The sequence below is a fragment of the Cupriavidus nantongensis genome (assembly GCF_001598055.1).
In the GTDB taxonomy this organism is placed as follows: domain Bacteria; phylum Pseudomonadota; class Gammaproteobacteria; order Burkholderiales; family Burkholderiaceae; genus Cupriavidus; species Cupriavidus nantongensis.
Map to the genome: position 1 here is coordinate 2,972,289 of NZ_CP014844.1, position 12,906 is coordinate 2,985,194.

Genomic DNA, 12,906 nt, shown 5'->3' on the forward strand with positions numbered 1-12,906 from the left:
GCGGAAGGCCTTTGCTGCGGTGCTACGCGCCGGTCACGGGTTGAGCGTGACCGTGGTCTTGAGGCCGTCGCCGACCACCATCTCGGCGTCGGTCTTGACCAGAGCCGTCTTGGCGAAGGCAACGTCGTTGTTGACCAGCATGCCCACGCGCACATCCCGGCCGGGGCGGCCGGTGGTGGTGGCGAAGGTCACCGGGAAGGTGCTGGTGGCCCGCGGCGTGAGCGCGTCGACCTGCGCCTGGCTAAGCGAGCCGGAGGAGCGCAGCTTGCCGAGGAAGGTAGTGAACGGCAGGTTGAGCGAGCCGCCGTTGGCGCTGGAGAACAGGCTGTCGGCAGCGGCGTTGGTCAGGCTCGCCGCGACCGACAGGTTGCCGCTGACACGGAACGAATACGCGGTGTTGGCCGGCACCACCGCATCGACCAGCTGCGAACCGTTGAAGGTCAGCGTGACGTTCTCGATGATGACATCGACCTGGTTGCCGTTATAGGTGTAGCTCAGCCCCGCGCGTACCTGCGTCGGCCCGCCGTTGAAGGCATCGCCGTTCTGCGCCAGGCCCACCTGGATCGCATCGAGCGCGCCGCCGGTGGCGGTGATGTTATCGGTGATTGGCTGGGTCACGCCGTTGATGGTCAGGTTCGACAGCACCAGCGAGTTCTTCAGCCGGACCGCGTCTGCCACGCTGTTGATGGCGCCCGCGTCGACCACGCCGCCGAGGTTGGCGGCGACCTGCTGAATCTCGGCGGCACTGCCGCTCGATACCGCGTCGCCGAGTTGCGCCAGCCCCGCCGCATTCGCGGCATTGGTCAGTGCCGCCGCCGTGACGGCCTGCACGAGCGCCGTGGTGGTGTCGGCCTGGGCGCTCTGCGTGACCACGTTGATCGAGCCGCCTTCGACCAGCGCCGACAGCGTTTCGGCCGGGCTGCTGCTGACATCGATCGCTTCCAGCGCGGTGTTGACGCTGGCGACTTCGCTGGCGATCACCGGCGCGGCCAGCGCGGCCACGTTGGCGGCGACGGCGCCGACGTTCGACTGCAGGCTGGCGGGCAGCCCGGCTTGCGCGTTCTGCACGGCGCTCGAGACCACGCCCGCGACCAGTGCGCCGCTGGCCAGGTCGGCCGTGCCCGGTGCGCCCGCCACCGCGGTGGCGACCGCCTTCGACGCCGCCGCGGCCGAATCCGCCGGCGTCAGCGTGCCGCCCGCACCCAGTCCGGTCAGTGTCTTGGAGACGTGGTCGACCAGCTGCTGCACCACCACCGCCGCGCGCAGCGCGGCCGCATCCTGCATCGGGTCAAGCGTGGCCAGGTCCTTGCCTGCCAGGCCCAGGCCCGTGGCCAGCGGCGCGGCCTGGCCTGCGCCAAGCTGCACCGCCAGCGTGGTCAGCGGCGAGACCACCTGGGTCACGCCTTCGCGGAAATCGATCGCCGGCGCCTGCAGCACCCCGGCGAACGGCAGGTTGGTGCCGACGTCGGTGCCGCCGGTCAGTCTCAACGCACTCTTGGTGCAGCCTGCCGGGAACGTGAAGTCGCCGGTGGCGTTGGTGACCGCGGTCTTGCTCTCGCAGTCGAGGAAGGTGACGGTCGAGCCCGACAGATAGAAGTCCACCGCCTTGCCGCTGACCGTCGCCGACGGTTGGGACGGCTGACCGGGCGCTGGCGCATCGTCGCCGCCGCCGCCGCAGGCCACGAGCGTTGCCGCCGCGCCTGCCATGATGCCAAGGATAAAGATGTTCCGGGTTTTGGTTTGCACGCTGCTCTCCTGAGATCAATACTTCGCTACGACGAAACATGGTGAGGGCGTCCATGACGCTCGCTGGCGACGGTTCATGGCTGGCTCACCGGCTCCTGCGCCATGCCGATGACGTGTCCGGAGAAATCGTCCGGGCGCAGCCAGCGCGACAGGTACTGCCCCATCGCATCGAGCAGCACGTCGGACATCATTCCCCCGGCCCCGGCCAGCGGCGGACAGATCAGCCACGTGGTGCCGTCGCGTTCCAGCACGCGCAGCGTCTTGGGCTGGTCGGCGGGTTGCAGCACGTGGTCGGTGGCGTGCGCCTGCGCCAGGCCGAAGGCCTGCGCGAAGTCGTCGGCATGGCGCTCGCCCAGGCAGATCACCACCTTCGGCTTCCACAGCCGGCGTATCCCGTCGATGAAGGCAAAGCGCCGGCCTTCGCGGCACAGGTCGAGATAGCGCCGCCGCGGGAACAGTTCCGGCTGGCCGCGAAACGCCTTCGACCACGGGATCTCTTCGGTCACGCGCGCCGGCAGCGGGAACAGGCTGAGCTTGAACTCGGCGCCCTGCGGGCCGTACAGGTGATGGTCGAAGTAATGCTTCCAGTCGTGCTCGCCCATGGTGGTCCTGAACACCCGGGCGCGCGCCGCGGCCATGATGCGCGCGATCTTCTGGTGCGATTGCCAGCGCTCCATGTGGTGGCGGTACTTGCAGCGATAGGCGGCATCCCAGGCGGTGGGCCGCGCATGCGGAACCAGCGGGCCCGACAGCGGCGCCACGCCGGGATGCGGAGAGCTGTCGCAGAACCAGACCGCAGCGCCTGGATTGCCGCCTTCCATCCCTACGTACGACGCGAAATACGAATCCAGCTGTTCGCGCGTGAAGACCGTCAGTGGCTCTGTGTTCTTTCTCATTCCTCTGCCGCGGTGGAGTGAAGGATGCCCGGACGCTGCACCGCATGCGCCGTGCCGGTGCCTCGCACCCGGCCGGCGGTTCCGGACCTGCTCGTCATCGCTTTTTATTCTCACCCCCGCAGCGAGGGGTGCGCTGCCCTGTCGTTTCCCTCCTTGCGCGGGGTAACGCCAAAGCGCGAACGGCGGCATTTTCGCGCGCGCAAAGCGCACGCAGAAACGCGCGAAAGTCGATCACGTCCCCCACGATTCGCGCTGCAGGCACCGGCGCGAGGCCGCTTCACACGCGCGCAGAGTTTCCCTTCCGATGCAGGGTACCGACGCTTTTGGCCGCATCGCACTATTCGCTCCTGAAAACACGGAGCACGCCAGCGCCCTCAGCGCGCCGGCAGAACGAGAGCGTTGCAGTTGCATGGACGGCCCTCACCGATGCGGCCCGTGGCAGGTCCCGCGCTGACCGTCGCCACACCATGAAACCGCTGCCGCAAGGCAGCCCCGCACGACTCTGCTTGATCACGCCATGAGCATGCACGGGCAGATGCATGCCATGCGACGAGCCTGGCCGCCACTTCGCGCGGACCGGGAGTTCGGAGGAGACAACAAGGGCGTGGGCACTCGCATGAGCGCCCATTACTCAACGCTTCTGGGAGAAGCAATTGGGTATCTATCGCGATATGTTTGCCAGGCACCACGATCAGCTCGCGCTGATGGCTCGCCTGTTCGACGCCGGCGCCATCTGGGTGGCGGCAATCCTGGCCAGTGAAGTGCGGTTCGACACCGCACAGGCGCCAATCCACCAGTTCATCCAGTACTTTGCCTGTGCCATTGCCTTCATCGTGCTGCCAGGCTTCGACGTGTACACGTCGTGGCGCGGACGCAGCCTGTTCTCTCTCGCCGCGCGGTTGCTGTCGGCGTGGAGCCTGGTCTGGCTGGTGAGCCTGCTGCTGACCTACCTGCTGCACCAGACCGACTCGCTGTCGCGGCTGTGGATGGTGTACTGGTACCTGTTCGCTCTGGCAGGGCTGGTGGCGCTGCGCGTGGTCAGCCGGGCCGTGCTCAACCTGCTGCGCGTGGCCGGCGCCAACAACAAGCGCGTCGTCATCGTCGGCTTCGGCCGCACCGGCCAGGAGATGTACCGCCGCGCCACCGCCAGCCACACCACCGGCTACAAGATCAGCGGCATCTACGCCGCCGCAGGCGAACCCACGCCGGAAGGACGCCGCCGCATCAACGACAGCGCCGACATCGCCGCGTTCGCACGCGAGCACGGCATTGCCGAGATCTGGCTGACGCTGCCGATGAGCGAGCACCGGCTGATGCAGGAGATCGCGTTCTCGCTGCGCAATGACTTCATCGACATCAAGTGGATGCCGAGCGTGCTCGACTTCGACCTGCTCAACCACAACGTCGGCAACTTCCTCGGCATGCCAGCGGTGGAGATGAACAAGCCGCCGTCGCTGGGCGTGCGCGGCACCATCAAGGCGATCTTCGACCGCACCTTCGCCGCGCTGGTGCTGGTGGCGCTGTCGCCGCTGTTCCTGCTGATCGCGGTGCTGATCAAGCGCGACTCGCCCGGTCCGGTGTTCTTCAAGCAGGAACGTCTCGGCATGGACGGACGCGTGATCCATGTCTACAAGTTCCGCAGCATGAAGGTGCATGCCGAGCACGGCGTGGTCACGCAGGCCACCAGGGGCGACAGCCGCATCACGCCGATCGGCGCCTTCCTGCGCCGCACCAGCCTCGACGAACTGCCGCAGTTCATCAACGTGCTGAAGGGCGAGATGAGCGTGGTCGGCCCGCGTCCGCACGCGATGGCCCACAACAACATGTACAAGGAGCAGCTCGACTTCTACATGCTGCGCCACCGCGTCAAGCCCGGCATCACCGGATGGGCGCAGATCAACGGCTACCGCGGCGAGACCGACACCCTGGACAAGATGGCCAAGCGGGTCGAGCACGACATCTTCTACATCCGCAACTGGTCGTTCTGGCTTGACCTGCGCATCATTTTCTGGACCGCGTTCCGCGGCTGGATGGGCAGCAACGCCTACTGAGCCACAGCCATCCGCTTCCCGTGACGCCATCGAACCGCAAGCCAATGATCAAAGTCCTGCATGTCACCGAGTGCCTGGGAGGTGTCGAGACCTACCTGCACCTGCTGGCCTCCCATATCAACGATGAGCACATCAGCTTCCACTTCGCGCTGCCGAAGCAGTGCTCGGTGTCGGCGGTTGCCGATGCGCGCAATTTCGGCGTCAGCTACCTGCCGATTCCGCGCAAGCTCGATCCGGTCAACGACCTGAAGGCGGCCCTGAACCTGCGCGCGCTGGTGAAGCGCGTGGCGCCGCAGATCGTCCACCTGCACAGCTCCAAGGCGGGGCTGGTGGGACGGCTGGCCTGCATCGGCCTGAACGTGCGCGTGGTCTACACCCCGCATGCCTACTATTACCTGGGCCTGCGCGGCATCAAGCGGCGCGTGTTCCTGATGGCGGAGCGCTTCCTGCACCGGCTGACCGATGCGGTGCTGGCGACCTCGCCGTCGGAACGCGACCGCGCCATCCATGAGGTCGGCCTGCCGCGCGAGCGCGCGCACTCCATCCTGAACGCCGTCGAACCGCGCTCCGTGCCGGCGGAACGGCAACTGGGTACGGTCAAGCGCGTGATCATGGTGGCGCGGATCAGCCCGCAGAAGAACATCCCCATGTTCCTGGACGTGGCAAAGCTGTTCCAGGGCCGTGCCGACATCGAATTCATGCTGGTCGGCTATGGCCACTACGAGAACGACCGCGCCACGCTCGACGCCATGCTGCAGGAGCGCGGGCTGGTCGAAGGCAAGGACATCACCGCGATCGCGTGGATGAGCCGCGCCGAGCTGCTGGAACTGCTGGCGCATGCCGCGGTGGTGGTGCTGACCTCGCACTACGAGAGCTTCGGCTACGTGCTGGCGGAAGCCAATGCGCTGGCGATCCCGGTGGTCGGGACCGACGTCGACGGCATCAAGGACATCATCGTCGATGGCAGCAACGGCTTTATCGTGCCGGTCGACGACGCCCGTTCCATGGCCAGCTCGATCGAGGCCATCGTCGGCGATGCCACGCTGTGGCAGACCATGTCCGAGCACGCCGTGACGCGCGCCGAGTCCGAGTTCAACATCGTGACCCAGGCGAGAAAATTCGAGTCCTTCTACTCGCGCGCGCTGCTCGCCTAGCACCGCGCCGACGGCGCTGGTCAGGGCGGCAGTCAGGGCGGCGCTTGGCCGCCCGGCCAGCTCGCCAGCAGCATCTCGGCATCGGCAAGCGCGGTGCCGTCCTGCAGCAGCGCCGCGCACGGGCGCGCGCCTGCGGCGGTGCCCAGCGCCCTCACCTTGCAGCCGTCCGGCCCCGCCCCGCCTCCCCCCTGAGCCAGGGTCTCGCGCAACAGCGCCCGGGCTTGCGGCCCCCAATAGATGCGATGCACCGCGCCGTCCTTGCGCAGCGACAGCACGAAACTGTCCTGGCGCTGGCGCCATTGCGCGTCCTTCGCCCCGGACAGCAGGCCCAGCAGGTCGCGCAGCATGGCGATGACCGGCTTCTCCGAGCCATCGTTCCTGAGCAGGCCGAAGTTCGCCTCGCGGTCCCATCTCGCCTGGCCGCGGTCGCGCCACGCGTAGATACCGAGCATGGGCGCTTGCGCCATGACGCCGGCGAGCACCTGCCTGGCGATCAGCGTCGCCTGCGTGGCTTCGCTGCGCACCGGCAGGTACGAGGCATAGCCCCATTCGCTGACGATCAGCTGCGCCCCCGGACGCGGCGAATTGCGGATGCGGCCGCCCAGCTGCCGATAGTCGCGCAGCAGCGTCTCGGGCGTGGCGCGGTACGGATGGATGCTGAGCCCCTTGATGCAGCCCAGGCGCGGATCGGTCAGCAGGCGCGACAACGACTGTTCCGCCACGGGATTGGCCGGCCCGGGCAAGCGCGCCAGGCCGAACAGGTAAACCGATGGCAGCGGCGCCGTGCCGGCCTGCGCCAGCGCGTCGCAGATCTTGCCGGCGGTGGAGAGCAGCCGGGAGATGGGTACCGACGGATGCAGGAAGGTCTTGTTGTCGGGCTCGTTCCAGATCTCGTACGACAGGTCCGGCCCGGCGTTGCGCTGCATGAACTGGCTGGCGAACGCGGCGAAGCTGGCCTCGCTGGCATCGCTGCCACCGTCTTCGCCGTCGTCGCCCCAGATATAGCGCCCGCCATACAGCGTGACCAGCATCTGCAGCCCGGCCTGGCGTGCCTGCGCGATGACCTGCGCGTAGCGCTGCGGCGCCAGGTGTCCACGCACCACCTCGGGCCGCACGCCGAAGCGCACATGCGTAAAGCCCAGGCGCCGGATCTCGGCAAAGTCGCGCGCCGACACCGTGGCCGGATCGATCTGCACGGCAAAGGCCGGCATCGAGGCAATCCGGCCCGAGGCCTGCGCGTTCTCCGCATGCGCCGGCCGGGCGGGCCACCAGCCCGAGACCGCGATCAGTGCCGCCAGCGCCAGCGCACGCGTGCGCGCCCCGCGGCGCGGCGATGCGGCGCTACGGGGCGACATGCCTGCGCAGTACGCCCATGGCGAGCGCACCGGTCTGGAACAGCGCGATGACGAGGAACGACACCAGCATGATCTGCGCCGCCACCAGGTAGTCGAGCTGCGGATAACGCCATGCCCCCAGCGCGATGCCCGCCAGCAGGCCGATGCCCGCTGCCAGGAAGATCGCCCGCGCCATGCCGAACGACTTCAGCAAGGTGCGCAGGCACATCACCACCGCAAACACGATCGGAAACAGCGAAAAGAAGCGCACGTCGAGATCTCCATAGGCCGCGCCGAACAGCATGACCACGAGCTGGTCGCCAAACAGCAGCAGCAGCACGCTCAGCGCGCCGGACAGCACCACCCCGCCCAGCACGAAGCCGGCCGCGTTCCTGGCCAGCGTCAGCGTGTCGTCCTGCCGGAACGATGCCGCGAACCTCGGCATCAGGTGGTAGCCCAGAGCCATCAGGACATACTGGGCCGGCAGCAGCACCGTCAGCAGGATGCGGAACTTGGCCGAATCGGCGAAATGCCCGAGCGAGCCGAGCAGCACCACCAGTCCCGGCCCGACCAGCCAGCTCATCAGCTGCGCACTGGCCGAACTGGCGCCGAAGCCCAGCCACTGGCGCGGCGAGTCCGGCCGGCCCGGAATCAGCTCGAGGCGGCCGCGGCGGCGCAGCGTGGCGGCCGCGACCACGGTCGGCAGCAGGATCGCGGCCGCGAGCATCAGCATCGCCGCCGGCGCCGGCTGCGTGCCGGAGGCCAGGCCGATCACGGCCACGCCGCCGCCGATCAGCGTGTGGCACACCAGCAGCCCGGCATAGCCGCGTGTCTTCGCGCCCACGGTCCTGAGCACCCAGTACGCGGTGTAGCTGGCAAACAGCACCGCCGCCGCCGCGCAGGCCGACGTGCTCAGGCCATGCCCGTACAGGTAGAGGATGGACCCGGCCGCGACCGGGAACACCGTCAGCACCGCGACCTCGGCCGAGAAGCGCACGCGCAGCTTGATTCCCTCGATCAGCGCCGGCTCATGCAGGAACGAAACGTAGAAGATGTTGATGAACACCACCAGCGACAGCACCACCGCCACCAGCCCATAGCCCGCGACGTCCATCGAGCGGGCCAGCGCCACGTTGATGCCGAACTGCACCGCCGTATACGCGGCCTGCTCGAACACCGCGCCCAGCGCCGGCAGCATGCGCCGAATCATGGCGTCCCCTCGATCGAAGGCGCCACCTCGAGCGGCGCCGGCGCGGCCGGCAGCGGCAGTTTCTGGCTGAACAGCTGCGCCAGGCCCTGCGTGATCTCGCGGCCCAGCCGCGTCGAACGCTTGAACTGCGCCGCGCCCAGCGAGCGCGCATAGGTGAGCCTTTCCATCACGTCGTCGGCGCCGGCGCCCTGCCGCACCGCGAAATCGCCGCGTCCGCTCAGCTTGAAGAACGACGCGACCTTGGTGTCCCAGACGATGCCGACGGAAGGCACGCCGAAGCTGAAGGCGATGATGTTGGCGTGCATGCGGTGCCCGACCATGCTGTGGCAGCCGGCGATGATCGACGCCAGTTCCGCCGGCGACTTCGGCAGCAGGTAATCAACGCCGTCCGCAACCTCCTCACCCAGCCGGCTCCTGACCACGGCCGCGGCCAGATTGTCTTCCTCCGCACCATTGGTGAACAGCACCACGCGCTGCCCGCCCTGCCGCAGCTTGTGCACCAGCTCGACGAACATGCCCGGCCCCGCGCCCTGCTCCGATACCGCGACGAGGTCCGCGTTGTAGTGCAGCGATTCGACGTCCGAGACGCAGATGCCCACGTCCCAGCGCTTCTCCAGCCCGTGCTCCGCATACAGCGACGAACACAGGATGGCAGGATCCGGAATGATGGCGACATCGCAGGCATCGCCCGCGCCAAGGCCGACGATATGGCGGCGCGAGCTTTCATCCCGCACCGAGACAAATTGCGGCGCCGCCAGCGCGAAGAAACGCGACACCAGGTAGCGCCCCAGGCGCGACCAGCCGGCCGCCACGCCCACCGACACCAGCGCGACCTTCGCGTCGTTGCCAAGGCAGCGGGCCAGCAGGTAGAGCTTGAGCGGGAAGTTCAGGTCGACGTCGCACAGCAGCTGGCCGCCGCCGACCACCACCATGTCTGCATCGGCCAGCTGCTGCTGCCAGCGGGTGCGCCATTGCCGCCGGTATTTCAGCCAGATGGCAGCGGTCAGCACCGGCACCCGGGCCCAGCCCGGCAGCCGCGAGAAGATGCGCATCAGGCGGCCCTTCTTCAGCGAGTTTTCCCCGAGCCGGGTGCGCCCGGCGATGTCCAGGTAGCTGACCCGGCAATCCGGCACGGCCTGGCGGATCAGGTGGCCCAGCGTTTCGGCGATCACCGCATCGCCGAGGTTGTCACTGTATGGCACCGCGCATATGACGACGTGCTTCATCTTGTTTGGCCGGCAAGGCTGTTAGCAAAGGGATGAGGAACAGGCTGACCGAGGTGAGATGGCGAACATAGCTGCCGAGGTCAGGCTCGAAAATAAACTGCACCAGGATATGCGCCACCACCAGCGTGGCGAACCAGCGGCGCTTGCGCTCGGTTTCCGTCGCCGCCGGCGTGCCGGACAAGCCGCGCAGCGCCACGCGCAGGATCGCCGCATGCATCAGCATCATGGCCAGGTCGACCGGCGCGCGGAAGCTGATCACCGGCAGCACGAACATCACCGCAGCGTACAGGTAGTTGACGATGAAGTTCACACCGGACGTGGGCGGAAAGAGGTTCCAGATCATGGTGCGGTTGTCGCTGCCGATGCTGAGCGCATAGTTGTTCGAGATATCCCGCGGCGACTGCAGGATGTACAGGATCTCGGACGGCGCCACCAGGATCGCGCCCACCACGCAGGCCAGCACCATGGCTTTCCAAGCCGGGCTCAGCCGCGCCGTTGCGCGGATGCCGAGCGCCAGCACCAGGATCATCGCGTAGTAGTTGCGGATAAAGAGGGCGTAGCAGCCGTACAGCACCATGGTCATGACCACCAGCGCGCGGAACGACACGCCGCGCGACATCCCGCCCATGACCAGTACGATCGACATCGCGATCACCACGGTCTCCTTGCCGGGCGACAGCAGGTTCAGCAGCATGCAGGGCAGCACGAACAGCCAGCGCGTGGCCAGGTCGCGCAGGCCCGCCACCCGGCTCGACGCCATTGCAAGATAGGCGACGCCGACCGTGGCGGTGACAACGTTCACATACTCCGCCCCGAACACCGAGAACACTTTGGCGGTGGCGGCGAACGAATCGTCGAGGTCGGTCGAGCCGCTGACCAGGAATTCCAGCATCTTGTTGGAATCGGTGACCCATTTTTCCGGCAGCGCGTCGCGCCCGAAGAAATAGATCACCAGGTAGAGCAGGCTCAGCACCAGGCTCGCCACCGTGGCCAGCCCGCGCTCGGCCAGCACCCAGTCGCGGTCCAGTCGCGCGGCGTGCATGGCTTACGCCTTCTCGTTCTGCGAGTAGCCGTAGTAGGCATAGCGATAGCGCCCGTACTTGGAGCCATAGCCGTAGCGGAAGGCGTTGGGGTCGAGGCCGTTGAAGATCACCCCCTTCACGCTCACGTTGACCTGGCCCAGCTGCTTGGCGGATTCCGAGATCTCGCCGATCGAGCTCTTGCCGAAGCGCGTCACCAGAAACACCGTGCCGCAACGCTCGGCCAGGATCGCGGCGTCGGCAACGGCCAGCACCGGCGGCGTGTCGATCATCAGCATGTCGTAGCGCGCGCTGAGCTCTTCCAGCAGCCGGACCATGCGCTCGTTCAGCATCAGCTCGGCCGGATTCGGCGGGATCGTCCCCGTGCCGATGAAGTCCAGTCCCTGCACCACGTCACGGTGGATCACGTCTTCCAGCGCCAGCTTGCCGGCCAGCACGTCGGACAAACCCGGCTCGCGGTCCTTGCCGAAATACTGGTTCAGGTAGCCCTTGCGCATGTCGGCGTCGACCAGCAGCACGCGCTTGCCGCCCGAGGCCATCAGCGCGGCCAGGTTGACCGAGACGAAGGACTTGCCCACGCCGGCGGTGGCACCGGTCAGCAGCACGCGGTTGTTGGGCGCATCCAGCATGGCGAACTGCAGCGAGGTGCGCAGGCTGCGCAGGCTTTCCACCGAGGGCTCGTTGGGGAAGCGGTCGGCCAGCAGGTAGTGGCCGCGCTTGCGCGCCTGGATGTCCTTGCTGATGGTGAGCTGGTGTTCGGACTGGGGCACCGTCGCATAGACGTTGAGCCCGGTATGTTCCTCGATGTCCTTGGGATCGGTGATGCCGCCGTACAGGGCATTGCGGACAAAGGCCACCACCGCTCCGGCCAGCACGCCGAGCACCGCCGCCAGCACGATCACCAGCGCCTTCTTCGGCTTGACCGGCTCCTCGGGCACCGGCGAGGGATCGACCAGGCGCACGCTGCCGACCTTGCCCGCCTTCACCAGCTTGAGCTGCTGCATATTGTTCAGCATGCCGACATAGAGGTCGTTGTTGACCTGCACGTCGCGCATCAGCCGCACGGTGTCCTGCTCCAGGTTGGGCAGCGTCTTGACCCGTCCGGCAACCGCGCCCGCCTTGGCGGCCAGCGCGGCAATCTGCTTGTCGATCGCCTGCATCGACGGGTGGCCGGGCGCGAAGCGCGTCACCAGTTCGGCGCGCTTCTGCTTCAGTTCCAGCAGCGAGGTTTCGGCGGTCACGCTTTCCTGCAGGAAGGCCTTGCCCTCTTCGCTCAGGTTGAAGGTGCCGCGCTCGTTGCGCATGGCGTTGTACTTCACTTCCGCGCGCTCGAGCTCGCCCTTCAGCTGCGGCAGCAGGTTGTTGAGGAACAGCAGCGACTTTTCCGCTTCCGCGGCCTTGCGGTTGATGTTCTGCGCCACGTACTCGTCGCCGATCTCGTTCAGGATCGCCGCGGTCAGCCTGGCGTCGTTGCCTTCCAGCGAGGCCCCGATCACGCCGCTCTGCTTGCCCTTCTCGGCGATGTTCAGCTGCTGCTGCAGCTGCTCCAGGGTCTTCAGGCGCGACTGGCGCACCAGGTTGAAGGCAATGCCCGGCTTGGCCTTCAGCGCCGTCACCAGCAGCCGGATCTCGCCCACCGCATGGCTGGCCTCGACCGCTTCGCCAACACGGCCGACGATCGGCTGGTCCAGGCTGCCCTGCTCGAGCCGGTAGCGCCCATCGCCCAGGCTCACCAGCACGAAGTTCTCGCCTTGCAGCGCCTCGGGCACGTCGAAGGTCGGCACCTCGATCGATTCGCCGGCCCACGCATAGCCGCCCATGCCGAACAGGCCGGGGTCGGACAGGCCCTTCGACTGGCTGGCGAGCCACGGCCCGACCAGCGGAAAATACTTAGGCCTGGCATCGATATAGAGCCGCAGGTTGTCGACCGCCTTGCCGACCACCATGCGCGAGCGCAGGATCTCGATTTCCGCGGTCGCCTGGGTCTTGACGTCGAACAGCGACGAGACATCGCCCAGCAGGCCGTTGGGGCTGTTCTGGCTGTCCTCGACCTGCACCAGGATGTTGGCCTCGTACACCGGGCGCGCCAGGAACGCGTAGGCAACCCCGAGCGTCAGCACGGCAAAGGCAATGGCCGCGATCAGCCAGCGGTTTGCCACCAGCACGTCGAGGTAGCGGACGACGGCAATCTCGTCCGGCTGGGCCGGCGCCGCGACGGGAAGATAAGTGGACTGGTTCATGGCAGGCAG

Annotated in this window: 9 protein-coding genes; 2 read left to right on the top strand and 7 right to left on the bottom strand. The window is 67.4% G+C overall.

Annotated elements, in window-relative coordinates; genetic code table 11:
* Window positions 1-33: 33 nt before the first annotated feature.
* Together A2G96_RS13725 and A2G96_RS13730 are read right to left on the bottom strand one after the other, a co-directional pair.
* Entirely contained in the window at window positions 34-1,746 is a 1,713-nt protein-coding gene (locus A2G96_RS13725; RefSeq protein ID WP_062800051.1) for a hypothetical protein, read from the bottom strand.
* Window positions 1,747-1,820: 74 nt separating this feature from the next.
* Window positions 1,821-2,642 carry a hypothetical protein gene (locus tag A2G96_RS13730; protein WP_062800054.1) on the bottom strand — a complete coding sequence of 274 codons (822 nt, stop codon included), beginning with the start codon at window positions 2,640-2,642 and terminating at the stop codon, window positions 1,821-1,823.
* 671 nt (window positions 2,643-3,313) lie between these two features.
* Between A2G96_RS13730 and A2G96_RS13735 the strand changes: the two genes are divergently transcribed.
* Both A2G96_RS13735 and A2G96_RS13740 read left to right on the top strand, forming a co-directional pair.
* Entirely contained in the window at window positions 3,314-4,693 is a 1,380-nt protein-coding gene (locus A2G96_RS13735) for an undecaprenyl-phosphate glucose phosphotransferase (protein ID WP_062802188.1), read from the top strand.
* Window positions 4,694-4,737: 44 nt separating this feature from the next.
* Window positions 4,738-5,847, top strand: a complete 1,110-nt coding sequence (locus A2G96_RS13740) for a glycosyltransferase (RefSeq protein WP_062800056.1) — start codon at window positions 4,738-4,740, stop codon at window positions 5,845-5,847.
* 32 nt (window positions 5,848-5,879) lie between these two features.
* Here the strand turns inward: A2G96_RS13740 and A2G96_RS13745 are convergent, their stop codons facing one another.
* The 5 genes from A2G96_RS13745 to A2G96_RS13765 are packed head-to-tail and all read right to left on the bottom strand — an operon-like array spanning window position 5,880 to window position 12,897.
* Window positions 5,880-7,202, bottom strand: a complete 1,323-nt coding sequence (locus A2G96_RS13745; RefSeq protein ID WP_062800058.1) for a glycoside hydrolase family 5 protein — start codon at window positions 7,200-7,202, stop codon at window positions 5,880-5,882.
* Window positions 7,189-8,391 (bottom strand): lipopolysaccharide biosynthesis protein, encoded by a 1,203-nt coding sequence (locus tag A2G96_RS13750; RefSeq protein WP_062800060.1) that lies wholly within the window; start codon window positions 8,389-8,391, stop codon window positions 7,189-7,191. Before A2G96_RS13750 ends, A2G96_RS13745 begins: the two co-directional genes overlap by 14 nt.
* On the bottom strand, window positions 8,388-9,617 hold the full coding sequence (locus A2G96_RS13755; RefSeq protein WP_062800063.1) for a polysaccharide pyruvyl transferase family protein: 1,230 nt from the start codon (window positions 9,615-9,617) through the stop codon (window positions 8,388-8,390). The genes A2G96_RS13750 and A2G96_RS13755 overlap by 4 nt, the downstream gene beginning before the upstream one ends.
* Entirely contained in the window at window positions 9,580-10,659 is a 1,080-nt protein-coding gene (locus tag A2G96_RS13760) for a hypothetical protein (RefSeq protein WP_062800065.1), read from the bottom strand. Before A2G96_RS13760 ends, A2G96_RS13755 begins: the two co-directional genes overlap by 38 nt.
* Before the next feature lie 3 nt (window positions 10,660-10,662).
* Window positions 10,663-12,897 (bottom strand): polysaccharide biosynthesis tyrosine autokinase, encoded by a 2,235-nt coding sequence (locus A2G96_RS13765; protein ID WP_062800067.1) that lies wholly within the window; start codon window positions 12,895-12,897, stop codon window positions 10,663-10,665.
* Window positions 12,898-12,906: the final 9 nt, after the last annotated feature.